The organism is Paraburkholderia madseniana (genome assembly GCF_009690905.1).
In the GTDB taxonomy this organism is placed as follows: Bacteria; Pseudomonadota; Gammaproteobacteria; order Burkholderiales; family Burkholderiaceae; genus Paraburkholderia; species Paraburkholderia madseniana.
Window position 1 is genome coordinate 47,224 of record NZ_VOSW01000049.1, and the last position, 25,027, is coordinate 72,250.

Sequence of the window (25,027 nt, forward strand, 5' to 3'; positions counted from 1 at the left end):
CATGGTTGGACTGTTTCTTCCCCGGTCGAGAAAGCTATCTGATAAGGATAACTACGCTTGAGCCAGACAGGTAGTCCACGCTCGTCAACTTGACAGGGCCCCCGTGGGAAGCAAGATCGCGCGCCCTTTCATGTGCCGGGCAGTGTGCTCGAACGCCAGGTCTGCATTGGAAAAAGGTACCGAGACGCCCACGGGCAGGGTCAGCGTGCCCCTCGTGAGGAACTGGTGCAGCATGTCGAGAGCGCCTTCGTCCGGTTGGAAGATGATCCAGCGGTAGCGTGCGCCCCTTGCGTCGGCCAGCGATTGCATATGCCGCCAGTCCTGGCGTGAACGCCAGGCTCCCGACAGAAGACCGCAACGGTCGATGTTCCCCAGGAGGGGATGAACGGTCGTGGCGTATCCCAGGGCTCCTTGCCGGAGGCGGCACAGAAGGGTTGCCTCATCCTCCCAGGCGCCGAAATTCACGCCGGCGTCGAAATGATCAGGCAGTTCCTCCAGACGGCGGTGGGTTCTGTCCCAGACTGCCGTCGCGCCGAGATTCCGGCAGAGGTCAATATTTGCCGTGCTGCAGATAGCGGTGACTGATGCTCCCCATGCTCCCAGGACCTGAAGCGCCAATTGGCCGAGGCCCCCCGATGCACCGTGCACCAGCACGTTCTTGCCCGTTGCATTGCCTTCGCTGATTCCCGCACCACGTAGCGCCAGCCAGAGCGTGGTAAAAGTATAGGGCAAAGCCGCCAGAGCCCTGGAAGCAAGCCCGCGGACCGCCGGCCGCACCAGGCGAGCGTCCACCGTCAGGTGCGTGGCATGCGCACCGCCCTTCTTGCCAGTCGGCACCAATCCCATGACCCGGTCGCCTGGTTGCCACGCGCTGACACCAGCGCCAACGGAAACGATCTCTCCAGCAAAATCGTTGCCGAGGACCAAAGGAAACGTTCCTGCTCCCTTGAGGCTCAGGAGACGCCGGCCGTACCCCTCGGCGCGCTTGACGTCGATGGGATTGACCGACGTCGCCTCGACCCGGACCAGAACCTCGCCTTTTCCCGGTCGGGGCATCGCGGTCTTTCGTGTCTCCAGTCGGATCGGGTCCTCCGGTCCCAGGCAAAGCAGCTTCGTTGCAGTGCTCATGATCACGCGACTCCCACGCCGTTTGTCGACTGGGCGAGCCTGATGTCGCCCAGGTAAACGCTTTCGTCCAGTACGCAATTGCGCCAGGCGTTGCCGAGGTCATGACGGATTTTGACCCGGTAGAGGCCGCTTCCCTTGACAAGGCCACCGAACCGGAAATCACCGAAGCTGTCCGAGACGGTTTCGGCCACCTTCTGATTGCCCACGTACAGAGCGACGACCGCATCCGTGATGCACTCGACCACTTCGCCCATCTGCGCGCTGATGCTTCCGCCAATGAAGCAGGTTTCCCAGCGCTCAAAGTCGCTGTACCACACGCGTGGCTTCGTGCCGAGGTTGGGCCGCAATACCTTGAGCCCCTCGCGCCGGGCCTTCTCGGCCATCGCTGCGTCATCCAGCTTGACCGTCTCGAAGACATCGGTGGGACAGGACTGCTGGCAACGCGGCCGGGGCCACCCCTGATCGAGCAGATGGGCATCGAAGATCCAAGTCTGTGGCAGTTGAAGCTCTTCATTCCAGACGATCGCCTTGTACGGGCACGACTTCACGATGTCCTTCCGGCCCCGCGCCTTGTCCGGGTCAATAATGACGATGCCGTCGGCGCGCTTGCGGATCGCGCTACCGCCGACACGCATGCACGGCGCTTCGTCGCAGTGATTGCACATGACCGGCAGATACGTGGTCTCGACCATATGTGAGTCGCCCTGAACACGGCGCAGGATGCGCACGGGGCTCTCGGCATCGGCCGCGGCGGGCGCGGCATAACCGGGGAAGTCGTTGCCGACGTGCTCGTCGCGCGCGGCAATGACGCAGTTCTGGCAGTTCTCGCAACGCCCAACCTTGATAACCATATTCCACTTGCTCATTCCATGTTCCTCATGCTGCGCGACCGAGCATGAACGCCTCGGCACTTCTCCATTTTTCGACCTGCACCAGACAGGAGTTAGGGCTCATGCTGCTCGTGCCGGCGGTTTGAGGCCGGTCGGGGGTCAGCATATTCATGCAACCGCCGATTTCGACGCGCTCGCCATCGATTTCAATCAGTTTGAATTCGGCGCTCGCCTCGTACGACTTGACCACTCCCGCGTTGACCAGCGGTGAGACGTCGGCCGCGCAGATCACTGCGCCCCGGTCGTTGTAAACCTTGACAAGGTCGCGATGGACAATGCCTCGAATGGCCGCGTCTGCCCGACCAAGCCTCAGCAGCCAGAAGCGGTGCCCGCCGATTAGCGCGCGATGGTCCTCGATGCTGTTAACCGAGGAATTCTTGCCGTCGCAATGGGTATGGAAGCTGTAACGACTGTGAGTGGCAATCAACTGCAGCGGATAACGCTGGGCCAGCTCCGAACGCAGCCCCTCCCAGGAGGGGATATAGCGGTTGAGCGGCGGCCGCTCGGGATTGTCCGCCGTATGCCGCTTCAGCAACTCGGGCACGAACTCCAGCTTGCCGCTCGGCGTCTGCAGGCCCGTGCCAAATTTTTCAGCGAACTGCGACGGCAGCGGATGTGGTTCCTGCAGGTCCTTTCGCCGGCCCTCCGCAAACCAGCGCATGTCCACCGGATGGCGCAACTCGGGCTTTTCGGGCGGCACGACAAAATAGCCCTTGCGGCAGAACTCGCGCCACGAAATGTGATCGGGCAGATCCGACGAGTCGAAGACCCGCTTGACCCAGTCAAGCTCGCTGCATCCCTCGGTGAACACAGCGCCCAGGCCCAACCGGGTCAGGATCGCGGTGAAGATGTCGTAGTCGGAACGGGACTCGCCCATAGGCTCGATGCACTTGTGCTGCAGCGTCATGATGCGATGATTGACCGTGCTGTACCCATGATGGGCGTAGCCGCCGGAATTCGACCATTCCCCGATGTCCCAGCGCTCCAGAGAAGTGCATGCAGGCAGGATGATGTCGGCAAATTGAGCCTCACCCTCCATCCAGATGGACTGGTTGACCACGAACTCGATGCTCGAGTGTCGGTAGGCGTCGGCCCAGCGTCCGGAATTCGTCACCGTGCTGAAGGCGGACCCGCCGTAACGGTAGATCATGTGGATCGGCGAATACCCGGGCATGGGATAGGTGAACGGCGCGAACTGGGCTTCCTGCGACATGCCGTCCCACAGGTAGCCCGTGGCATGACCGTTGATGATGGCGTCGGGCAGTTGCTGCCGCGGGACCATCTGCTTGACGGGATTCATGGTCAGGATGTGCGGCATGCGCTGGTAATTGTTCACCGCATTGGCGGTCCACGCCAGGTCGCCGGAAATGCCGCCGTCCGCGTAGCCGGGGAAATAAAAATGGAGGTCGTGAGGGACACCGACTTCAAGGCAGCCGAAATTCACGCCTGGCTTACCCCAGCCCTGCATCCCCATCATCATGATCATGCAGCGCGCCCATTGCGCTCCCGTTGCGCCTCGGCCCGCGCCACCAAATCCCGCACCGGTCATCCCGACAGCCAGATGGACCTTCCTGTTCCCCCATCGGCGCGCAAGCGCGCGGACGTCCTTGGCGGGCACGCCGGTCTCGCTTTCCTGCCACTCGGGCGTCTTGGGAACGCCGTCGGTTTCGCCGAGAAGGTAGGCTTTCCACTCGTCGAACCCGGTCGTGCGGGTGCCGACGTAATCCTTGTCGTACAGGTTTTCCACGGCCCACACGTACATGATGGCGGTTGCGAGCGCAGCGTCGGTTTGCGGTCGGACCGGGATCCAGCGCCCGCCGAGCAATTGCGCGGTGGGGTTGCAGTGCGGGTCGATATGAACGAACTCGATGCCGAGTTCTTTGGCCCACAGGCGCCGCGGCGTCCCCTCGAATCCCGCATAGGCGCCGTTGGTGCTTTCGGGATCGCAGGACCAGAAGACGATCATGTCCGCTTCCTTGAGGCAATCCTCGACACCCCCATAGCCGGATGGCACGCCGATGCGCATCGAGTTGCCGAAATGATGCATGGCACCCCAGTACCAGCCCTCCCAGCTGTCCGGATTCGCGGCGACCCGGGTGAAGCCGATCAGGTTGGCAAAGCGCGTCAGCGCGCTGAGGTAATAGCCCACATTGCCCCACTGGTGGTGGGACGACAGCGGGAAGGTAATCGAACCCGGACCGTGAACGCGCTTCTGCCGGTTGATTTCTTTGGCGACAATGTCCAGCGCCTCGTCCCAACTGATACGCACATAGCCGGACTTGCCCCGGTTCTGGGGATTGCGTTCGCCGTCAGGGTCGAAATCGACCCGCTTCATGGGATGAAGGATGCGCTTGTCCGAATAGACGAGCGACTTGAGCGTCAACGCGTGGGGCGCAACCAATCCACGCCGTGGCGGCCTGAAGCGGCGTCCGCGCGCTTCGATTACCCAGCTTGGCGCATCGGTGCTGTCCAGGTCGATGGGCGTCACCCGAATGACGCGGCCACCCTTGACGTAGACGAACAGCGGCCCGCCGTTTGTGCAGGTGGTGTAGCGGCGGGTGCCGTCGCGCATCGGCGTGCCCATCGGCAAACCGACGGTCTGCATCATGCTCAGGGTTTGCATGACCCAAACCAGCAGTTCGTCTTCGCCCTCGGTGACCACCTTGAAGTTCTTGGCAGCGTGGATAATCTCGCCCTGGTCCGGCTTGGAGGAAAAGAACTTCAGCGCGGTAGCGACATCCTTGAAGGCCATGCGCACGTCGGATCGCCGATGATTGCCGGCACGCGACCGAATGTGGCCATTCTTGAACTCGATGACCCGATTGATGCTTCCGTCCATGAGCCCAATCGAGACGACGAGATCGCGCTCCTTCAGGCGATCACGATAGGCGGGAAACCGGCGTGCCGTCAGCTCAAGGAGCTTGGGCAAGGCAAAAAGAATGGTCTTGAGGACCTGTCGTTTCATTATTCGATCCAAAGAGAAGCTTTGTTGCGCAAGCGGTGGCATGACTGCATGACCGACCGCTTCCCCGAGCAGCAGCGCAGTCATGCCGGGCTGTGGCGCAGAGACCCGGCAACGCCGGGCTCCAATGCATCAGCGTGTGTCACCACATGTCGTACTCGACAGTGAAGTTGCCGACCGCAGCCAGGTCCGGGTGCCGAAAAAAAACGTCCATTTCTTCAATGAGCGTTCAAACCTCTTGATTGACGCATTGAGAACCTGCACGCGCTAGAACGTATAGGCGACGTTCAGGAAGACGTTAATCGGATTGAGTCGGAGCGTCGATTTCGAAACGATCTGCGTTCCCGTTGCGGTCTGCCCGTATAACGTAAGGTGGGTCTTCACCGGAACGTAGCCGAGAGAGGTTCCGACCGACCAGTGTTTTGTAATCGCGTAATTTGCCCCGATCTCGAATACCGGATTCCACGATGAACTGAGTGTCGCACGTGCCGAGCCGCCTGGACCAAGGCTATCAGTGACAAACTGGCTATTGGTTGTCCGAACCTGGGTGAACCACGTATAGTTCACGCCGAGTCCGACGAACGGACGGAATTTCGATTCGGCTGAAAACAGGTGGTATCGAAGTTCGATGGCGGGCGGCATCGGTCTCGTCGAACCGAGGTTGCCATACTTCTGCAGCGTGCCATCGCCGACCAGATTTACCTTCAGTGGCAGTCCAAACAGCATGGCGATACCAATGTTGTCGGTGACGTAGTACTCAGTGGTAATCCCCACCGTATCGGTTGAGCTGGCGTGCGCCCCGCTACCAGCCACCTGCCGATTCACCGCTACGCCGCCAATGCTTTCCACGGTCAGTGGTGTTGCGTCGCCCTGTGGCGCAACGTGAAGCCATCCTGTCGACAGTGTCACGCTTCCGGCCGACTGTGCATTGGCATTGTCGATAAGCCCAGCCGAGCAGACGCAAGCTGCCATACCAACCGAACTGATCGCGCGTTTGCAATTTCTCATGTGTCTTCTCCTGTCTCTTTGTCTGGAAATTTTTATGAATCAGTGGTGTTGCCTTTGGAACTGATCAATTGATAGTTTTCCTGCCTTTCGTATCGTCACGGATGCCGCAAGCCCCAATCGCCCTGCACTCTAGTAAGCGTGCATCGCGAGGCGCTCCGTCTCAGGCGGGAACACGCACCACGCGCCGTCGCGGTGCCGGAAGAAGAAGAATCCAACTGGGCCTGTCGGTAGCAGTAGCTCGATACGAACACAGGGTCTCTGATTCGAGCGCGCGCGGCCGAGCCGGGCAACCCGAACCGGCGTCGAAGAAGTCGACCCGAGCCATTTTTCAACCTGCGAACGCAAAGACCTTTCTGATACAACGCTCATCCTGTTCTTCAACAAATTAGATATCCTAAACTCATAGCACCGTCAGGCATTGGAAATACGCATCGGGACGCGTGCGTACGGGTGATTAACCTTTATTCCGCGCGCATGACTGAACGCGCCCTTTTGATCTCGCGGTCCGTGTTACGCTGGCCTGCCGCGCGCATCTATCGCTGCCGGGTCCATCACAGTCGGTTGCTCTGCCCGTGAGGGCCTCGCGGCGGCGGCCGAGATCGAAAATGCGAACGGAAAGCGCCCGAGCACGGAAGTCGCCAATGCTTTGAGCGCGGGGTTGGAAAGTTCGACGTGAAGCGAAATGCCGCGCGAGGTGTCATCAATCAGGCTAACGGTTGCATCCTCGACGCCAGCCTCTACGAGTGCCGACTGCAGGGCGTCCGTCATTTCGCGCCGCTTCAGTGCCGGCTTGAAGATCTTGCCAACGCCCGTCAGAGGTATCGCATCCACGATCCGTATGCCCTTCGGCAACGCGGCACGTTCGTTTATCTCGTGGCGCAGAAACTCGGCCAATTCTGCTTCGGTTGCGGTGGTGCCTGGTTTCAACTGAACATAGGCAACCGGCAACTCACCGGCGTGCATATCCGGGCGCCCTATCGCTGCGGCGATCTGGACTGCGGGATGCCGATGCAGTGGTTCTTCGATTGCCGCCGGGTCGATGTTGTGCCCCCCGCGGATGATCAGTTCCTTCTGCCGGCCGGTGAGCCAGAAGTAACCGTCGGGGTCGCACCGTCCGAGATCGCCGGTGTTGAGCCAGCGCGTGCCGTCACCGCCTTCCATCCAGAGGCCGCTGTTCTGCTCCGGGCGGGTATAGCCAACGAACACGTTTGGCCCGGAGATAACCAGTTGGCCGACCTCATCCGCAACGCAATCCCGTACATAGCGGCCGGTTTCGTCGACCACCACCGCTTTCATTGCCTGACCGGGCAGACGAAGCCCAATCGAACCGACCCTACGCTCGCCAAGCGGAGGATTGACGCTGCTGACGCAGGTACCTTCCGTGAGGCCGTAGCCCTCCAGGATTCTTACGCCGGTACGCTCCTGGAATGTGCGGAGCAGTTCCACCGGCATGGGGGCGGCGCCGCACAGCCCATACTCGAGCGAACTGATATCGTGCTCGCCAACCGGAACGTCCAGCAGAGACCCATAGAGTGTCGGGACACCGCTGAAGAAATTGATGCGGTAATGCTCGACAATTTCCCAGAAACGCTTGACTACGCCCTCGCCCCGATAACCTTGCGGTGTGCCGAGCACGACGTGGGCACCACGCGAGAACGCCAGCAGACCTGTCACCAGTACGGCGTTGACGTGGAAAAGCGGCAATCCGCAAAAAATCGTTTTCCCCGGCCCAATGCTTTCGCCGAAGAATTGACCCGCGTTCCACGCATTGGCCACCTCATTGCCGTGCCGTCGAATCGCAATCTTCGGCAGTCCGGTGGTGCCGCCCGTGCAGAAGAAGGACGATAGATCGTCGACACCCATCCCATGCACGCTGCCGAGCGCCTCGTCTTCCTTGGCAATCGCGGTGCTGAAATCGTGAATGCCCACATGTGAAGGAACGGCACTGTGAATGCCGCCAGGCCCATGCAATCTTGAACACTCGTCACGGTGCAGCGTCCGGGCCGCGGAACGCTTTTCGCGCGGCATCCGGTCGGCCAGATTGACGAGCACAAGATCCTTCAGGGAAGGCACTTTATGCAGCACCGCTTGCACTTTTTGCCAAAGATCAGTGCCTGGAAATGGCGCCAGTGTGACGAGCACGCTGGCCCCCGAAGCGTTGAGCAGTTCGCCGATAGCCTCCCCCTCAAGCAGCGGATTGATCGCGCAGACGATTCCCGCCGCCTCAGCGCCCCAGATCACGAAGTGTGCCTCCGGGAGGTTGGGCAGTACATAGGCGACAACTGAGTCGCGTCGCACTCCCAGCCGCGAAAACATGTTCGCGGTTCGCGTGATGTCGCGCACCAGTTGGCCATAGGTCCAGCACTCGCCGTTCCGGTACTCGTCGGCCGTTGCAATGAACGAAAGCGCGGGTGCCGATGGATTGATGGCGGCGCCCCGGCAGATCATCTCGTAGGTACTCGACGGCAGGTCCGTCAACTGACTTTGCGTTTCGATGGCCTGGACATCGTCCATGTTCGCGACGCCTGTCATGCTGCCTCGTCAACAACAACGTTCCGCTGCACGCCCAGATTGATGGCGCCGTCGCAGCTGACGATATGCGCCTCCACGAGGTCCCCCGCCCGCAGGTATTGCGGCCTGTCCTCCTGCATCTTCAGAAAAAGGCGCCACTTTTCTGCTTCGGGCAGTTGCGCCGCGGCGCGCTGCTTTTCGGGCGACGGGATGCTCAGCGCACAACCGGAAGGTGTCCCGGTGGCGAGCAAATCGCCGGCGTGCAGGTCGTGAACGGCGGAAAGCTCCGTCAAGGTCTCCGCCGGGCCGTAGACGAGGCCCGCCGTGGAGTCATTCTGGCGGACCGTTCCGTTTACCGTCAGCGTCAGCACGAGTTCCTTTAGCTTCGGAATATCCTGTTTCTCCAGGAGGCAAAGATAAGGGCCGACGGGGCCAAACGTGCGATAGCTTTTGCCCTTGTAGAACTGCATTTGCGGAATCTGGATATCGCGCGCGGAATAGTCGTTGACGATCACGGCGCCTGCGATGTAGTCATGCAGATTCCCGTCGGTGACAGATTCGCGGGACGTAATGTCGCGTTTGAGGACGAGACCGAGTTCGATCTCGTAGTCGAGGAACTGCACCCCGTTTGGCTTAACCACAGGCGAGTCGGCCGGAACAATGCAGCTCGTCGCCTTCGTGAAGATCATGTTGAATTTCTTCACATCCGGGTCCATCCCGGACTCGATCATATGCTGGCGATAATTTGCGCCCTGGCAGATGAACTGCTGATTGGCAGTCACGGGCGACAACCATTGCACTTCCGATTCGGGAATCGTCAGACCGCGTGGCAGGAACAGCCGTTCGATCGGGTTGGCCTCGATAAACTCAGCGGTCGACCTGAATTCGCCGGGAATCGGCGTGATAGCGCCATTAGCGACCACGCCCCACTGGGCGTGGCCGTGATGCAGGTAATGCAGAACGTGAAGTGCCATTTATCGATCTCCGTATTTTATGGAAGGGATTGGTTCAGGCGAAAATCTTTGCCAGCCTGCGCAGCTTGGCGAACGTCAGGTCGGGGCTGCGGCGCAGGTTTTTGACGAGCGCCACGATGCTCGCGGGCGTGAATTTTGGTTTGGTGAAGCTGCGCGGCATTGCCGGTCCCCACTGCGCCATCGCTTCGCGACTCACCGCATGCACGCCCGCGGGCGTGTCGGCTGTAAAAAGATCGCCGTCGCAATAGTGTTCATGCTTGTCGCCCCACGGATCCTGCCAGTAGTCGAAAATCTGGCTGCCCAGGATATGCCGGCCGATGCCCCACGCGTGCGTCCAACCCTTGTCGCGCAACACGCGCTGCCCCATGCCAATCGCGTCAGCGTCGACGACTTCGTACGCGCTATGGCTGTAGGTCGGCACGAAACCTTGTGCGAGCGCGAGCGTATGGTGATCGGCCGGCTTGTCGCCCAGATCGAGCCGCATGAATGCAACGACGGGCGAACCATCCGGAAGTACCTGCACATCGCTTGGAATAAAGCCGAAGTGCTGCGTATACCACGCGCAGGTTTCCTGATAGTCGACGAGTTCGAGCACCACATGTCCGAGCCGGATGATTTCCGGCGCGCATTCGGGCGGCCGCTGCGTTCCGTTAATGCGCACGGCCGCGTCCACGGAATTGAACGGCAACGGTGGCCGATGAGATAGCGCCGAAGCCGGCGCCTGATCCCGTATCGCATCGACGCGAAAACCGGAAGGATCAGTCAATCGTACGGTATAGCCGCCGCCCGGCAAGGGCGATCGTTCGACCGCAGATGCCCCAGGCAGCCCCGCAAGCGCATCGAGCGCGGCCTTGGTGTCGACCTGCAGCCCGAGGCCAACGAACCGGGATTTCGGCGCCTTTTGGATCACATAGCAAAAATGCGAAGCACCCGTTCCTCGCAATAGGACAAGCTCTTCTGTCCGCGACACAGTTCGGAGACCGAAATCATTGAGAAATTCCTCGGCTTTCACAAGATCCGGCCGATCGAATATCAGGTAGGTCAATGCCGAGGCTTTCGCCGTGGGATTGGGGTGACGGGCCGGCTGTACGGTAGTCAGTTTCATGGCAGGACGGAAATCAAACGGTTTGAATGGCGTATTCGGCTTCGATAGCCGGCGTGCGCCGATGAGATTCGACGTGACGGGCATCGGACCGCCATCCAGGCTGCCGGGCAGATTCACGCTGCCGAACGGGCTCAGCGCGGTCGACCTCATGTGCCGACGGCTGAACCGGGTTGTGCGGGCCGGACGGCCCGGTGGTGTTCATTGCTCCTGTCTCCACTGTCGCTCCATCTGTCTATTTGTTTATCGGGCGTCAGCATGCGCCTTTGTGACATTAAAGTCATCGATGATCATTTTGTCAATAGAAACATTTCCATCTATACTTGGATATGACCAAAGACTGGAACTCGTTATGGCGAACTCTTTAAACCGGCCCGTGCCCAAGCGCTCCACCCGTGCGGCCCCCGTTCCTCCGGTCGCCGTTCCCGAGGAGCGCGAGCCGCGCGGAGCGCGCCGCAAGCGCGAGACACGCGCCCGCCTGCTCGACGCTGCCCTCCGGCTCATGGCGGAAAAGGGCATGGAGGGCGTGGCGATCAACGAAATCACTGAGGCCGCCGACACCGGCTACGGCTCGTTCTATAACCACTTCGAGTCGAAAGAAGCCATCTACGCGACGCTCGTCAGCAACGTGTTCGAGGAATTCGCCGACATGCTCGATCGCCTCACCGGCGGCCTGTCCGACCCGGCCGAGGTGATTGCCGTCTCGGTGCGCCATACCCTGATGCGTGCGCGGCGCGATCCCGTTTGGGGACGCTTCCTGATACGGGAAGGTTTTTCGGCGCACATCCTGAGCCGTGGGCTGGGCCAGCGGCTGCTGCGGGATATCGGAAACGGCATCGCCGCCAAGCGCTTTGTGGTCGCTGACCCCTTCATCGGCTTTCTTTCGGTGGGCGGCACGGTGCTCGCGGCAATTGCGGCCGAGCTGAATTTCGTCGCGCCGGGCGCGCCGGCGGCAGACCTGCTCGACGAGCTCGGCTTCAGCGGAGAGCATTTCGCCGAGCGTACGGCAGCAACGCTTCTGCAAACACTCGGGCTCAAGCGCGCGGAGGCCGAGAAGATTTCGACGCGAGCATTGCCGCTCATCGAGGCAGAAGTCGAGGCGGAATAAGGCGGACGCGAAAAGGACCGTCAGGGGCTTCGGGTCACCCCGATCCCCGCCTCAGCGTAGACCATTTGCGGGCAGGATACCGGACGGGTCACCGCTTGCGGGCTCCCGTGCAATTCCGACCTCCTGGCAAGCTCGCGGAGGCCCCGCGCAATCTCCGTGGCGATTCGTTGCAATGCCTGCCGGTCACCATCCGCGATTGCATCATAGCCAAGCGAGACCGGCTGGCTGGCTATGCTGTGGCAGGTCATCGTTTCCTGACCATTTGACGGCTGTATGCTCCATACAGCTTCAATCAGTACGTGCGACCCAGGCCACGTCTCAAAGCGCTGCACTTGCACCGAAATGCGGTACAGCGGAACCTCGTCCGTGCGCGCCATCCCGTGCACGTCGACCGCGCCCGATTGCCGGGTCACCGTTGCCAGCACTGCGGTGCGGATTTCATCCGGCAGCGGCGACGCCCAGCGATCGTCCTCCAGCACCTTGACCTGAGTGGCGTTCACCTGAATGACGAGCTGGCTCCTCGCCAGCGCGGAAGGCACGGTAACGGGGCGCATGTCGATCAGAACGGCGGGGCTTACCGTGCGATTCGCCGTGGCCGAACCGCCGCCGGAGGCAAGCGTGTAGAACCGGCTTGGCGGAGAACCACACGCCGCCAGAACGGCGAGACTGATGCCCGCGGCCACACGAACGAAAGCGCGCAACGAAAAAGACTGAAGGAAAATCAAGGCCGGTCTCCTTTCTTGCCGAACAGAAGTGCCTGGGGATGGCGTTCCAGATAGTCCGCGAGCGCATTGAGAGACTGCAGGGTACGGGTCAGTTCCTGCATCGCATCCTGGACGTCCGATTGCAACGGCGCCGCCTGCTGAAGCGTCACCTCAGCGGTGCCGAAAGTCCGCTGCGCTGCCGCCAACGTGTCCCGAGCCTGTGGAACGACCTCCGTATCCAGATGACCGAACAGCTTGTTAGCGTTTTCCAGCGCGCCATTGAGGTTGGCGCCAATCTTGTCGAACGGGACCTGATTCAGTTTCCTGGCAATGTCCGCAATCTGCACCTGCAGTTCGTCGAGCGTGTTCGGCACGGTCGGCAGCTCGATCGGATTCTGATGCACATCCACGGTCGCCCGCGGGGCTTTCGGGAACATGTCCAGCGCGACGTACAACTGACCGGTCAGGAGGTTGCCGGTTCGCAACTGGCCACGCAACCCTTCCATCACGAGGTGCTGAAGCAGCTCATGCCCGCCTGGCGTGTTGGGGGCCGGTAGCGCCTCGCTGCTGCGCCGGCTGAGCCTGTCGGGATAAAGTGCCATCGAGACCTTCATGCTGAAACTCTTGTCCATTTCGCTGTATTCAATACCGATCTCCGTCACCTGCCCCAACGCGATTCCGCGCAGGTCCACAGGTGCACCAACGGACAATCCGCGCAGCGACTGGTTGAATCGCATCACCACATTGAGGGGTTGTCCGTCCGGCTCGCGCATCGCGTCCGACTCGTCCGCCGCGAGTCGAAATACCGCCTTGTCAACGGCCTGTTGTCCGGCGTCCTGACCCGGCGGTGACTGAAACGCGAGACCTCCCACAACCACTGTCGCCAGCGACTGTGTGTTGATCTTGAGCCCGCTCGAGTCGAGCCGAAGATCGACACCGCTCGCATGCCACCACCGGGTGTTCGTCCCGACATACTGGTCGAACGGCGCATTGACAAAGACGTTCACGATCACGCCCGAGCCGTGCGGGTCGAGTGAAAAGCCGACCACCTGGCCCACCTGCACACGACGGTAAAAGACAGGTGCACCGATATCGACCGACCCCAGCGAATCCCCTCGCAACGTATACTGGTGCCCCGGTTGGCCGCTGGTGACGATGGGAGGATTCTCGAGTCCGACAAACTCCGTCCGTTTTTCTGACGATTGCCCGATGTCGACGCCGATGTACGCGCCGGAAAGCAAGGTACCGAGGCCCGAAATGCCGTTGGCCCCCACGCGCGGGCGAACTACCCAGAAACGCGTGCCTTGTGTTGCGAATTTTTCCGCCTCCCTGGTGAGTTGAATTTTCACCATCACTTGCTGGAGATTTTTCGTTAGCGTAATGGCCTGCACGGAGCCGATTTCGACATCCTTGTACTTGACCTTCGTTTTGCCTGCCTCCATTCCGTCTGCGTTATTGAACGAAACCGTGACCGTCGGCCCTTTTTCTGAAACGGATCGGGCCACTAGCGCAATGCCGATCAACGCCGAGATCAGCGGAACTAACCAGATCAGGGAGGGAAGCCAGCGTTTTCGCGGTTTGATATCGGGAGGGGGTAGATCAGGAAGATGCATCGCTAGTGGATAGTGTTTGCTGATTTGAGTTTATGGATGCGACAGAGCTATGAACCCGTGCGGACTCGGCATCGTCAGGATGCGGCTGTGCGCAACGGACGTTGTCCCAGGTGAGCCGCGGGTCGAACTGATGCGATGCCAGCATGGTGAGGATCACGACGGCCCCGAAAGCGAGCGCGCCCGGACCCGCGGTAATGAAGGCGAAGGAGCCGAAGTGCACCAGGGCAACCGTGAGTGCAACAACGAAGACATCGAGCATCGACCACCGGCCAACACGCTCGACGATACGAAACAGCCTCGCGCGTTCGAGCGGCCGCCAGTCCGAATCCCGCCGGGCAGTCAAGGTCAGCAGCGCGAGAACCGTGAGTTTGAGCATCGGCACCATGACGCTCGCCACGAAGATAACGACCGCGAGCGGCCAGTCTCCCGAACTCCAGAAGTAGCCGACACCGCCGAGAATCGTGTCGTCCTCCGAACGGCCGAGCGACGACGCATGCATGATCGGCAAAAGATTCGCCGGAATATAGGCGATCGCTGCGGCGACAAGCAGACTCAGCGAACGCGTCACACTCTCCGGACGGCGCTCGTGCAGCGGCGAGTCACATCGAGAACAGTGCTGGTGCGGCTGATGTGCGATCGCCGTTTGAACCAGACCGCAGGTATGACACGCCAGAAGTCCTGCATGTCTTGCCGTGAGCCAACCCGTGGCTCCTGTTTCCGGCGAGCCGGAGGCGTCACCCGGCTCAAAGCGGCCGCCACTGACGCTTGGCCGGGGAACGTCCGCGGGCCGAAATACCTTCATTTCGTCGCAAACCTCCCACAACACGGCAGGGTCGAACGCAGCAACGATGGCCAACATCACGGTCAATGCGCCGAATGCAAACAGGCCCGGTCCAGGAATCACCTGCGCGATGCTCACCATTTTCACGATCGTGATGAGCACCCCGAGCATGAAGACTTCGATCATCCCCCACGGCCGAACGAATTGAACGAGACGAACGACCCGGTTGAAGCCAGCTGGCCGTTTGCCCACCAGAACGGGTACCAGCACGTAAAGAAAGGCCAGCAACTCCGTCAGCGGAAACAGCATCGACGAACAGAACACCATGCTTGCGACAACACGCATGTGTTCGCCCCACAGCGATTGCACTGCACCAAACAGCGTGGTCTGCGAGCCGATCCCGTTTGTCTCCAGCCGTAGTACCGGGAACGCCTGGGCAATAACGAAAGTAATCAACGCCGCGACGGTCAAAGCGCACATCGCCTCGAGCGACAAACCGCTGCGATGCAGGCCTTTGAAACCCGCACCGCACCGCTGACACCGTGCAACCAGCCCACCCAGGCGCGGCGGCTTGCGGAAAAGCAGATCACACTCGTGGCAGGCAATCAGGTTCCGATGTTCCATGCGGGGCGACGTCACTCTTTTGACGTAACGTGCTGCTGGGCGGACGGCAATTCGCCCATCGCCTGGAACAGTGCGACGGTATCGGTCATGCGCTGGCTTCCGGCACGCACGGCGCCCAGTTGCGCAGTGAGAAATCGCTGCTCGCTGGCATGCTGCGCCGTGGACGGCAACGAGCCGAGACGGGCGCGCGACGCGGTTTCGTCGAAGGCCGCACGGGCCGCCTGCGCGGCTCGTTCGCTAGACGCCAGCGACTGCGCGTCGTTATCCAGCGCGGCAAGCGAATCCGCCACATCCTGGAATGCCGACAGAACCGTCGACTTGTAGTGCAGAACCGCGGCATCGTAGGTATCGATCGAGGCCCTGCGTTGCGCGAACAGCGCCCCGCCATGGAAGATCGGTTGCGACAGGCCCGCCCCGATCGCCCACAGTCCGCCCGCGCCAGAGAGCAGCGTCGGCCAGCTAAAGCCGCCGCGGCCCATCGAGGCCGTCAATGACAGGCTCGGAAAGAGTTGCGCGGTCGCGGCGCCGACGTCGGCCGCGGCCGCCTTCACCGCGGCGTCGGCCGCCAGAATGTCAGGGCGCGAACGCAAAAGATCCGATGGCACGGCGACCGGCACGTGGTCGGGCAAAGACAGGCTGTCGAGATCGGGAACCACCGGTGCGTCGTCCGGCGTACGGCCCATCAGCACCGCCAGCGCGTGGATGGCTGTGGCGCGCTGCTGCCGCAAGGGTGGCAGACTGGCCGCAATCGACTCCGCGTCGTCCTTCGAGTTCAGCGCCTGCACGTGCGAGAGCGATCCGAGCGTGTACCGTTGCTGGTCCTCATTCGCCGTTTCGCTCGCCACGGCAACGAGCCGTTCGGTGAGAGCGATCTGACGATCGAGCGCCGCCACATTGATCGCCGCGCCGACGATGTTCGCGGCGAGCGCACACCGGGCCGCTTCGAGTTCATAGCCCTGCACGTTCACACGGGCGGCAGCCGCCGCGTTGGCGTAGCGCGTCGCACCGAAAAGGTCGAAGGTGTAGTGCGCCTGAATCTGCCCGGCGAAAAAGTTGTACCGCACCTCGGTGGGACCCACGCCGGGCACGACCGGTGAGCGCGCCCGCTCGACCTGGGCGGCCCCGTCGATCGAAGGCAGCGTGGACGAACCGACCTGCGCGCGCAATTCCTGCTGCGCGGCCGAAAGCGTGCGCTGCGTCGCCGCAAGCGTCGGGCTGTTGCGCAGACCTTCCTCGACCAGCGCATCGAGCGCGTCGGACCGGTACAGCCGCCACCATTGCGGTACCGCCGTCGAGCCGATATCGAACTGCTGGGCGACGCCATTTGCCGCCACCGTCCGGGACGGCTGCGCCTGTGCGCCGTAATGGACCGGCGAAGGCATCGCCGGAGGTTCGCCGCTGGGGCCGAACGAGCAGGCCGTTAGCGCGAGCGCCATGGCGACGGCGACAACGGATGTCTTATGGGCAAACTTCATCTTCAAATCTCCGTGTGCTCGACGACGACCGGCTGCATCCCGCGCTCGTCACGCCGGACCCTGAAGCACGTCGCATAGAGAGCCGGCAGGAAGAACACCGTCAGTAAAGTGGCGATCGTGATCCCGCCCATCAACGCGGTCGCCATGGGCCCGAAGAACGCCGAGCGCAGAAGCGGAATCAGGGCGAGCACGGCGGCGGCGGCCGTCAGCATGATCGGGCGGAAGCGCCGCACGGTCGCACCGATAATCGCGTCGAAGCGCCCATGCCCCGCCGCGATGTCCTGGTCGATCTGGTCGACCAGGATCACGGAGTTGCGCATGATGATGCCGAACATCGCGATCACGCCCAGCAACGCGACAAAGCCGAAGGGCTTGCCGAACAGCAGCAGCGCAGCCACGACGCCGATCAGCCCGAGCGGTGCGGTCAACACGACGATAAAGGTCCGCAAGAAGCTCTTCAGCTGGATCATGAGCAAGGTCAGAACGGCGATGATCATGAGCGGCATCTCGGCGTTGATCGAGGTCTGGCCTTTCACGCTTTCTTCAACCGCGCCGCCCACTTCGATGCGATAACCCACCGGCAATCTGGCCTGCTCGCCGGCAAGCGCGTGCTCGATATCGCGGGTCACGTCGATACCCTGCGCGTCGCCCCGAATGTCGGCCTGTACCGTGATCGTCGGCTGCCGGTCGCGCTGCCAGATCACGCCGTATTCGAGCGTGTCCTTGATGTGTCCGAGGGAACCCAGCGGAACCGGGCCGTTCGGAGTCGGCACCGCGAGGCTGGTGAGCTTTGAGGGATCGACGCGCTCGCCCTTCGGCGCACGCAGATCGACGTTGATCAGCTTGTCTCGCTCACGGAACTGCGTGACCGTGTAGCCCGAGAGCGTCATGGCCAGGAAGTTCGATACGTCCTCCGACGTGACACCGAGCTGGCGCGCCCGATTCTGATCGACTTCGAACGAGATCGACCGTTCCGCCGGCTCGTCCCAATCGAACTGGACGTTGCGCGTGCGGGAATCGGCACGGACCTTGTCGGCTACCGTTTGGGCAATGGAGCGCACGGTCGCGATATCGCTGCCGCTCACCCGGAACTTGATCGGGAAACCCACCGGCGGACCGTTCTCAAGCCGCGCCACGCGCGCCCGTACGCCGGAGAAATCCTTCTCGAGTCTGGCATCGAGCCAGTGCATCAACTCGTCGCGATCTTCGACACTCTTTGCGGTGATCACGAATTGCGCGAAGTTGGGCTGCTGCAATTGCTGATCGAGCGGCAAATAGAAGCGCGGCGCGCCGGTGCCCACGAAGTCGACGAAGTGGTCGATTTCCCGCTTGCCGTTGAGCGCCGTTTCAAGACGCTTCGTTTCCCGCAGTGTCGCCTCGAACGAAGCGCCTTCCGGCAGCCGCAGGTCGACGAGCAGTTCGGGCCGTTCCGAGTTCGGAAAAAACTGCTGCGGCACGCGCGTGAACGCTGCCATCGCGATCACGAAAAGCACTGCGGTGACGCCAAGCACGGCCCAACGACGCTCGATACACCACGATACCCAACCCGAAAGGCGCTGATAGAAGCCGGTGTTGTAAACGTCGTGCCCGTGATGGTGGCCGCCGGCGTGGCCTTTACGCTCGGGCAGCATGTGAAAACCCAGCAACGGAACGAGCACGACTGCCGCGAACCACGACACGATCAGCGCAATGGCCGACACTTCGAAAATCGAGCGTGTGTATTCTCCCGTGCTCGATTTCGCGAGCGCAATCGGCAGGAAACCGGAAACCGTGACGAGGGTGCCCGTCAGCATAGGAAAGGCCGTGCTCGAATACGCGAAGGCCGCGGCGCGCATGCGGCTCCAGCCCTGCTCCAGCTTCACGGCCATCATTTCGACGGCAATGATCGCGTCGTCGACAAGCAAGCCCAGCGCGAGCACCAGCGTGCCGAGCGAGACCTTGTCCAGCCCGATATTGAATACATGCATGCATAACGCGGTCACGGCGAGCACGATCGGAATGGAGATCACGACGACCATGCCGGTACGCAGGCCGAGTGAAACAAGGCTCACGACCAGCACGATCGCTACCGCTTCACCCACCGACCGGACGAACTCGTCCACCGAATGCTTGACGGCATGCGGCATGCTCGATACCGAAGCGAGCTTAAGCCCTGCCGGCAGGCTAGCCTGCAGTTCGGTGGCCTTGGCGTCGAGTGCCTTGCCGAGGCTGACCACGTCGCCGCCCTTTTGCATCGTCACGCCAATACCCAGCACCGCCTGCCCGCCGACACGCATCTCGGTGACGGGCGGATCGTCGTAGCCACGCGTGATCTTTGCGATGTCGCCGAGCCGGAACGTGCGCCTGTTCACGGTAAGGAGTGTGTCCGCAAGCGCCTGCACGTCCTTGAACGCGCCGCTCGGGCGCACGAAGACCCGGTCGTCCGCCGTGGTGATGGTGCCGACCGGCGCTACGGAGTTCTGTGCGTCGATGGCCTGCGCGAGCTGCTGCGGCGTGATGGCAAGCCGGGTCAGTTGCGCATTCGATATTTCGATGAAGACGTGCTGGTCCGGGTCGCCAAAGTAGTCGACCTTGGCGACACCCGGCACATGCAGCAGCACCGTGCGCAACTGATCCGCGTAGTCGTGCAGTTGCGCGGGCGTATAGCCGTCGCCTTCGAGCGCATAAATGTTCGTGTAGACGTCGCCGAACTCGTCGTTGAAGAACGGTCCAACCGTTCCCCTGGGCAGTGTCGCGGCGATGTCGCCCACTTTCTTGCGCACCTGGTACCAGGTCTCGGGGACCTCCTTGACCGGCGCCGAGTCCTTCATGGCGAAGAAAATCATCGACTCGCCGGGCCGCGAGTAGCTCTTGATGTTGTCGACGTACGGCGCGGCCTGCAACTGACGGCCGATCCGGTCCGTGATCTGTTCCTGTACCTCGCGGGCGGTCGCGCCCGGCCAGTAGGTCTTGACCACCATGGTACGGAACGTGAACGGCGGGTCTTCCGACTGTGCAAGCTTCGTATAGCCGATCACGCCGAACAGCGTCGCAAGCCCGATCAGAAAGATGACGAGCTGCTGATGGCGCAACGCCCACGCGGACAGATTGAAACCGCCTTCGCTGGGTGCCTCGGCGCTAGGCGGGATGACGGGCGCGCTGTCGTGCGCGGCTTCACGGTCGCGGGCGTTCATGACGAAAAGTCCTCCGGATGCAGCGGTGCCACGACCTGCACGTGCTGGTTCGCGCTCACCGCGTGAACGCCTTGCATCACGACACGGTCGCCGGCGTGGAGTCCGCCAACGACGGAAACGGTCCGCTCGCCGTAGCGCACGATGCTGACCGTGCGCAGTTCGAGGGTGTCGCTACCGGCGCGCACCACCCATACAGCAGGGTTCTCGCCCTTGTGGAAGAGCGCCGTTACAGGCAGCGAGAACGGCGCCGCCTGCGCCGGGTCGCTGGTGGCATCGAACGCGACATTGGCCGTCATGCCGACGCGCACGTCCTCGCCCGGCGCGGCTAGCGTGAGCTTCACGCGCCACGTGCGGCTTTGCGGGTCGGCCGCGGGCGATACCTCGCGCACGCTCGCCTCGAAGCTTTTGCCGGGCAGCGCGGACAGGCTCACGCGCGCCTTGCTGCCGACGGTCAACGCGCCAAGCGCCTGCTCCGGCGCGTCGCAGACAATGTCCACGCTGCCCGTCCAGTCGATGTGATAAACCGCCTGATCCGCCTGAACGTTCTGGCCGGTATCCGCATCTTCCGACTTGATGACTCCGTCGTGATCCGCGGTCAGCGTGGCGTAACGCAGGTGATCGGTGGCGAGCGCCATTTGCGCGAGTTCCGAGTCACGCTGCGCAAGCGCCGTGGCGTAAGCGTCTTCGGTCTGTTCCATCTGCGCCGGTGCAATCAGATGCGCCTGGATCTGGGCCTGGTCGCGATCGAGCTGCTGCTTCGCGTACACGAGACGATGTTCGGCAGCATCCAGCTGCGCGCGGGCGTTAACGAGGTTGTTGCGCAGATCGGTAGGGTCGAGCAGCGCCACGATTTGCCCCGCCTTGACGGTGTCGCCCAGATGAACCTTTCGCTCGATAACCTTGCCGCCCACGCGGAACGACAGCGGTGTGGAGTAGCGCGCCTCCACTTGAGCCGGCAATGAGGCAGTCGGCGTGCTTGCGTCGGGATGAACGGCGAGCGCGACAACCGGTTTGGGTTCCGGAGGCGCGACTTCACCGCGGTGGCAGGCCGAGAGCAGAATCGCCCCACAAGCCGCAACGAGCAGACGCCCTCTGAATGGTGGGCGGGCGATGGAAGAAAGGAAGGGACGCGCCAATGTCCGCGCGTTAAGACCGGATAGTTTCACGATGTTTACAAGGCAGGTGATGGTCCAGCAATAAAAAATAGGCGAGGCATAGGAAGACACGGTGCGTCCGGCGGCATGCTCTTGCTCGATGCGCCAAGGACAATCCTGTGCGCCTTTAACTTAGCATTCCTACTTGCCCCTTCTGATACGAACCGCTTGCAACTCTTCATACTTCTTCATACTTCTTCATCGCACGCGGGTGGATACCGTCGCTTCTCATTTCGTCTACGCAGCCGCCGATTCTCCGGCGAAGGTGACATTAGACCCATACATGATTATATTGTCAACCATGACGCGTAATTCTAAAATATGACGATACCAAGACCTGGAGCCGAGATGCCTGATATCCCGAACCCCCGTGCAAACCGGCAGCGCGCGCAGACCTTGAGCGGCCCGGCCCAAGCGGTCGAAGGGCGCCAACCGCGCGGCGCCCGCCGCAAGCGCGAAACCCGCGCCCGCCTGCTCGACGCCGCACTGAGGCTGATGGCGGAAAGAGGAATGGATTCGGTGGCTATCAACGACATTACCGAGGCCGCCGACGTCGGTTTCGGCTCGTTCTACAACCACTTCGGGTCGAAGGAAGGCATCTTCACGGCGCTCGTCGAATGGGTGTTCGAGGAATTCGCCGATACGCTCGACCAACTCGCCTGCGACCTGTCCGACCCGGCCGAAATAGTCGCCGTCTCAGTGCGCCACACGCTGATGCGCGCACGCCGTGAACCGGTATGGGGACGGCTTCTGATCCGCGAGGGATTTTCGGCGCATGCGCTGGGCTGGGGGCTCGGCCAACGATTGCTGCGCGACAGCCAAAGAGGCATTTCTGCGAAGCGCTTTGTCGTCCCTGACCACTTGATGTGCGTTGTGTCGGTCACGGGCATCATCTTCGCGGCGATCGCCGCCGAGTTGCACTTTGCCGTATCGGTGACGCCGACGGTCCGGCGGCAAAAAGCGTCAGGCGTCGGCGAACAGAACTTCGCGGAACGGGTGGCGGCGGTCGTGCTGCAGGTGCTTGGACTCAAACGCGCAGAGGCAGAAAGAATCGCGCACCTGCCGTTACCCACGGGCAGATTGGAAACCAGGGTTTGCAGGGCAAAATCGCGCGCCCCCTGACCCATCCCTGCTACCCCCCGTAAAAATCGCTCGCCAGATAGCGGCCACGGAGTGCGCGCAGGCCCGCAGCCAGAATCGCGCTGGCTGGAAGCGCGAGCAGGACTCCAAAGAAACCGAAAAGCTGGTCGAATGCGAGCAAGCCGAAAATCACAGCGAGCGGGTGCAGGCCAATGCGCTCGCCGACGAGGCGTGGCGTGAGAATGAAACTTTCGAGAATCTGGCCGATGCCGTACACGACCACCACCGCGCCAACGCCATACCAGCTACCGAATTGCAGCAGCGCGGCAAGAAGCGCGAGCGCCAGTCCGGTCGCGAATCCGATGTACGGAATGAACACGGCGAGCCCGGTAAAGAGACCGACGGGCAACGCGATCTCGAAGCCCGCGACCGTCAAAGCGATTGGATAAAACGTAGCGAGCGCCCCCATTACGAGCAGTTGGCCGCGCAGGTATTGCGACAGCATCTGGTCTATGTCTGTCAGGAACTTTCGCGTTTTGCCCAGCCAGGGTCGCGGCACGAAGCTTTCAAGGCGAGCAAATGCCTCATGCCTGTCATAAAGCAGATAGAACAGGACAAGCGGCACCAGCACGATGTTGCCCACGACAGTAACCATCATGTTGCCGCTCGTGCGCAGTGACTGCCACGCAGCCACTGCAATGGCCTGTTCGCTCACCTTGAGGTCCGTCGTCAACATCTCGCGGACATGGCTCAAATCGAATGAATAGCTTAGGCCCAGCAAGGCCAGTTTGGGTTGTAACCACGCGTTAAGGGCCGCTGCCAGAGCAGGAATCCGCACGATCAGTTGAGGCCCCTCCTGATGGATCACGGCAAACACGAGCAAAACGAGCAGCGTGGCCATCACACCGGACAGAAGCATCATCAGGAGCGCGGCAAGACCGCGGGGCGTGCGATGGCGCACCAGGCACTCCACGCCCGGTTGAAGGACATATGCGATGAGCCCGCCGAGCAGGAACGGCGTAAGGACCGGGCGCAAGATCCAAAGCAGGACGCCAGCCGTCAAGACGACCGCGCCCCATAGCAAGGCGTGGCGATGGTGCAAAGTCACGAGTGCAACGTATGGTGAATAAATTGAGGATGCCCGCATTGGGATGTCGCGGTGCGGGCCGGTCGGCCCGCACCATTAATGACATTGTTATCACTTTTGCTTATTTGGTCAACACTGAACATTTCTAACGACTGACATTGAACCTCTCGAGGCGGCTTGTTCCGTCTGGCGTGTTGCGTATGCTTCACATGCATTAGTTGACATTTTCATCAGTTATGAGTTTAATGCCACAAATGCCTGACGCCGAACGTCGGCGACGGCCAGACCGTTCGTGGGACGCAAGTTAAATTTTTCGCAGGATCTCCTATGGCGCAACAATCCAGACCTCAAGGCGTGCAACCGAAACCCCATGCCGTGCACGACATCGTGCAGCATGCATTGCGCAGTGCCGCGACAGCCACAACAGCCAATGGCGCGATCGACGCGCTCGGCGACGCCCTGCTCGAGCTCGAGCGCCTGGTTGGAAACAGCAACCAGCAGACGCACTGAGCCGTTGCCGGCTCAGACAGGACGTCCCAATGGAATACATCGAAAGCTTGCGTCTGTTTCGCACTATCGTCGAGGTCAAAAACTTTAGGCGTGCGGGGGAAATTTTGGGCATATCGCCGTCGGCGGTCTCTCGCGCGATCGCTTCTTTGGAAGACCGCCTGAGCTCCCGCCTGTTCCATCGCTCCACCCGCCAGTTTTCGCTGACAGAGGTTGCGGAGCGCTTTTACGACGGGTGTTGCCGCATCCTCGACGATCTCGACTGCCTGGAAGCCGACGCCGCGAATCATGGCCGCGTGCCAGCCGGCGTACTTCGGTTGGTCGCCCATACGACTGCCACGCTGACATGGCTCGCACCACTGGTTGCATCGTTCAAACGCAAGCATCCGAGGATCGCGCTGGATGTCACGCTCACCGAGCGGCCAGTTGATCTGACAGCCGACGGCTACGATCTTGGTATCGTCCTGCCTTTCATGCTCGCGACGGATCTGGCCGTGACCCGGCTTCTCCAGCGCCTGCCTCTGGTTATCGTCACAACGGAGACTTATCTGAGAACGCGATTTCGACCCCGGCATCCAATGGATCTTGTGCACCATATGTTCGTCACCGTGCCTCCTTCAATGCACAACCCGATCGTGACGTTTCGAACGGAGCGGGAAAACGTTGCCGTGCCGATCAACTACGAGATCACGTCGAACAATCCAGGGAGTGGACGAAAAGTGGGGGAGCGCGGCGTTTTGCCCTAAGCTACCTTCGACACCCGTTCAGCGAGGTGACGGATGGATATGCACTGGACGATTTACCTGCAGCGGGATGGTGCCGACGAGAATGTGCCGTTGGCGAGGTTTCAGCGCCCGCTCGAAGGAGCGACCCCGGCTGACTCCGGATTGTCGATGTCTGAGGCAAGAAGCCTCCTTTCCAGTCTTCAACAAGTGGTGGCTCAAGGCCAGATCCGCGCCTACGATTGTTTACGCCGACCGAAAATTCAGCCACATGTAGGGATCGCGCCGACTGAAAATTGAGCCGGGCAATCAACCTATCCTGCTAGTTTTTCTGGCAGGGTGTTTGGGGATGATCCCGATGACGATGATTGGCAAGGTGCGGCGGATGTTCCACCGCCAGAACAAGTCGGTACGCGAGATAGCG

The 25,027-nt window shown here is 61.5% G+C and carries 19 protein-coding genes; 5 read left to right on the top strand and 14 right to left on the bottom strand.

Going from position 1 to position 25,027, the window contains the following annotated elements; translation table 11 throughout:
* Positions 1-84 precede the first annotated feature (84 nt).
* The 7 genes from FSO04_RS24755 to FSO04_RS24785 form a co-directional block, all read right to left on the bottom strand.
* The gene (locus FSO04_RS24755; protein WP_154563387.1) at positions 85-1,128 is read right to left on the bottom strand and encodes an alcohol dehydrogenase catalytic domain-containing protein; all 1,044 of its coding nucleotides are present in this window, start codon (positions 1,126-1,128) and stop codon (positions 85-87) included.
* 2 nt (positions 1,129-1,130) lie between these two features.
* Positions 1,131-1,994, bottom strand: coding sequence for a 4Fe-4S dicluster domain-containing protein (locus FSO04_RS24760; protein WP_154563389.1), 864 nt, complete (start codon positions 1,992-1,994; stop codon positions 1,131-1,133).
* Positions 1,995-2,004: 10 nt separating this feature from the next.
* Complete coding sequence (locus FSO04_RS24765) at positions 2,005-4,983, bottom strand: molybdopterin-dependent oxidoreductase (protein WP_154563446.1); 2,979 nt, start codon at positions 4,981-4,983, stop codon at positions 2,005-2,007.
* A gap of 264 nt (positions 4,984-5,247) precedes the next feature.
* Positions 5,248-5,988: an OmpW/AlkL family protein gene (locus tag FSO04_RS24770; RefSeq protein ID WP_154563391.1), complete on the bottom strand. Its 741-nt coding sequence runs from the start codon at positions 5,986-5,988 to the stop codon at positions 5,248-5,250.
* Positions 5,989-6,498: 510 nt separating this feature from the next.
* Positions 6,499-8,520 (bottom strand): acyl-CoA synthetase, encoded by a 2,022-nt coding sequence (locus FSO04_RS24775; RefSeq protein WP_154563393.1) that lies wholly within the window; start codon positions 8,518-8,520, stop codon positions 6,499-6,501.
* The gene (locus tag FSO04_RS24780; RefSeq protein WP_154563395.1) at positions 8,517-9,473 is read right to left on the bottom strand and encodes a fumarylacetoacetate hydrolase family protein; all 957 of its coding nucleotides are present in this window, start codon (positions 9,471-9,473) and stop codon (positions 8,517-8,519) included. Before FSO04_RS24780 ends, FSO04_RS24775 begins: the two co-directional genes overlap by 4 nt.
* A gap of 34 nt (positions 9,474-9,507) precedes the next feature.
* A complete protein-coding gene (locus tag FSO04_RS24785) occupies positions 9,508-10,578 on the bottom strand; it encodes a VOC family protein (protein ID WP_154563449.1) in 1,071 nt (356 codons plus the stop codon).
* Positions 10,579-10,927: 349 nt separating this feature from the next.
* On the opposite strand from FSO04_RS24785, the gene FSO04_RS24790 reads away from it, so the two are divergent.
* A complete protein-coding gene (locus FSO04_RS24790) occupies positions 10,928-11,683 on the top strand; it encodes a TetR/AcrR family transcriptional regulator (protein WP_154563397.1) in 756 nt (251 codons plus the stop codon).
* 20 nt (positions 11,684-11,703) lie between these two features.
* Here FSO04_RS24790 and FSO04_RS24795 read toward each other — a convergent pair whose 3' ends face one another.
* The 6 genes from FSO04_RS24795 to FSO04_RS24820 are packed head-to-tail and all read right to left on the bottom strand — an operon-like array spanning position 11,704 to position 21,189.
* A complete protein-coding gene (locus FSO04_RS24795; protein ID WP_154563399.1) occupies positions 11,704-12,408 on the bottom strand; it encodes a PqiC family protein in 705 nt (234 codons plus the stop codon).
* Positions 12,405-14,000 carry a PqiB family protein gene (locus FSO04_RS24800; RefSeq protein WP_154563401.1) on the bottom strand — a complete coding sequence of 532 codons (1,596 nt, stop codon included), beginning with the start codon at positions 13,998-14,000 and terminating at the stop codon, positions 12,405-12,407. Before FSO04_RS24800 ends, FSO04_RS24795 begins: the two co-directional genes overlap by 4 nt.
* The gene (locus FSO04_RS24805; RefSeq protein WP_154563403.1) at positions 13,987-15,405 is read right to left on the bottom strand and encodes a paraquat-inducible protein A; all 1,419 of its coding nucleotides are present in this window, start codon (positions 15,403-15,405) and stop codon (positions 13,987-13,989) included. Before FSO04_RS24805 ends, FSO04_RS24800 begins: the two co-directional genes overlap by 14 nt.
* Before the next feature lie 11 nt (positions 15,406-15,416).
* Positions 15,417-16,880, bottom strand: coding sequence for an efflux transporter outer membrane subunit (locus FSO04_RS24810; protein ID WP_154563405.1), 1,464 nt, complete (start codon positions 16,878-16,880; stop codon positions 15,417-15,419).
* A gap of 2 nt (positions 16,881-16,882) precedes the next feature.
* Positions 16,883-20,053, bottom strand: coding sequence for an efflux RND transporter permease subunit (locus tag FSO04_RS24815; RefSeq protein WP_154563407.1), 3,171 nt, complete (start codon positions 20,051-20,053; stop codon positions 16,883-16,885).
* Positions 20,050-21,189 (bottom strand): efflux RND transporter periplasmic adaptor subunit, encoded by a 1,140-nt coding sequence (locus tag FSO04_RS24820; protein ID WP_154563452.1) that lies wholly within the window; start codon positions 21,187-21,189, stop codon positions 20,050-20,052. Before FSO04_RS24820 ends, FSO04_RS24815 begins: the two co-directional genes overlap by 4 nt.
* 366 nt (positions 21,190-21,555) lie before the next feature.
* On the opposite strand from FSO04_RS24820, the gene FSO04_RS24825 reads away from it, so the two are divergent.
* Positions 21,556-22,329 carry a TetR/AcrR family transcriptional regulator gene (locus FSO04_RS24825; protein ID WP_154563409.1) on the top strand — a complete coding sequence of 258 codons (774 nt, stop codon included), beginning with the start codon at positions 21,556-21,558 and terminating at the stop codon, positions 22,327-22,329.
* Between the two features lie 10 nt (positions 22,330-22,339).
* Here FSO04_RS24825 and FSO04_RS24830 read toward each other — a convergent pair whose 3' ends face one another.
* A complete protein-coding gene (locus FSO04_RS24830) occupies positions 22,340-23,434 on the bottom strand; it encodes an AI-2E family transporter (protein ID WP_154563411.1) in 1,095 nt (364 codons plus the stop codon).
* 267 nt (positions 23,435-23,701) lie between these two features.
* On the opposite strand from FSO04_RS24830, the gene FSO04_RS24835 reads away from it, so the two are divergent.
* The 3 genes from FSO04_RS24835 to FSO04_RS24845 are packed head-to-tail and all read left to right on the top strand — an operon-like array spanning position 23,702 to position 24,903.
* Complete coding sequence (locus tag FSO04_RS24835) at positions 23,702-23,884, top strand: hypothetical protein (protein WP_154563413.1); 183 nt, start codon at positions 23,702-23,704, stop codon at positions 23,882-23,884.
* 29 nt (positions 23,885-23,913) lie between these two features.
* Positions 23,914-24,627: a LysR family transcriptional regulator gene (locus FSO04_RS24840; protein ID WP_233464971.1), complete on the top strand. Its 714-nt coding sequence runs from the start codon at positions 23,914-23,916 to the stop codon at positions 24,625-24,627.
* Between the two features lie 33 nt (positions 24,628-24,660).
* Entirely contained in the window at positions 24,661-24,903 is a 243-nt protein-coding gene (locus FSO04_RS24845; RefSeq protein ID WP_154563415.1) for a hypothetical protein, read from the top strand.
* Positions 24,904-25,027 lie beyond the last annotated feature (124 nt).

Coding starts and splice junctions, on each gene's coding strand:
- FSO04_RS24770 (WP_154563391.1), bottom strand. CDS start 5,988: ATGAGAAATTGCAAACGCGCGATCAGTTCGGTTGGTATGGCAGCTTGC.
- FSO04_RS24810 (WP_154563405.1), bottom strand. CDS start 16,880: ATGAAGTTTGCCCATAAGACATCCGTTGTCGCCGTCGCCATGGCGCTC.
- FSO04_RS24800 (WP_154563401.1), bottom strand. CDS start 14,000: ATGCATCTTCCTGATCTACCCCCTCCCGATATCAAACCGCGAAAACGC.
- FSO04_RS24840 (WP_233464971.1), top strand. CDS start 23,914: ATGGAATACATCGAAAGCTTGCGTCTGTTTCGCACTATCGTCGAGGTC.
- FSO04_RS24830 (WP_154563411.1), bottom strand. CDS start 23,434: ATGCGGGCATCCTCAATTTATTCACCATACGTTGCACTCGTGACTTTG.
- FSO04_RS24780 (WP_154563395.1), bottom strand. CDS start 9,473: ATGGCACTTCACGTTCTGCATTACCTGCATCACGGCCACGCCCAGTGG.
- FSO04_RS24775 (WP_154563393.1), bottom strand. CDS start 8,520: ATGACAGGCGTCGCGAACATGGACGATGTCCAGGCCATCGAAACGCAA.
- FSO04_RS24805 (WP_154563403.1), bottom strand. CDS start 15,405: ATGGAACATCGGAACCTGATTGCCTGCCACGAGTGTGATCTGCTTTTC.
- FSO04_RS24760 (WP_154563389.1), bottom strand. CDS start 1,994: ATGAGCAAGTGGAATATGGTTATCAAGGTTGGGCGTTGCGAGAACTGC.
- FSO04_RS24790 (WP_154563397.1), top strand. CDS start 10,928: ATGGCGAACTCTTTAAACCGGCCCGTGCCCAAGCGCTCCACCCGTGCG.
- FSO04_RS24845 (WP_154563415.1), top strand. CDS start 24,661: ATGGATATGCACTGGACGATTTACCTGCAGCGGGATGGTGCCGACGAG.
- FSO04_RS24825 (WP_154563409.1), top strand. CDS start 21,556: ATGCCTGATATCCCGAACCCCCGTGCAAACCGGCAGCGCGCGCAGACC.
- FSO04_RS24785 (WP_154563449.1), bottom strand. CDS start 10,578: ATGAAACTGACTACCGTACAGCCGGCCCGTCACCCCAATCCCACGGCG.
- FSO04_RS24765 (WP_154563446.1), bottom strand. CDS start 4,983: ATGAAACGACAGGTCCTCAAGACCATTCTTTTTGCCTTGCCCAAGCTC.
- FSO04_RS24755 (WP_154563387.1), bottom strand. CDS start 1,128: ATGAGCACTGCAACGAAGCTGCTTTGCCTGGGACCGGAGGACCCGATC.
- FSO04_RS24815 (WP_154563407.1), bottom strand. CDS start 20,053: ATGAACGCCCGCGACCGTGAAGCCGCGCACGACAGCGCGCCCGTCATC.
- FSO04_RS24835 (WP_154563413.1), top strand. CDS start 23,702: ATGGCGCAACAATCCAGACCTCAAGGCGTGCAACCGAAACCCCATGCC.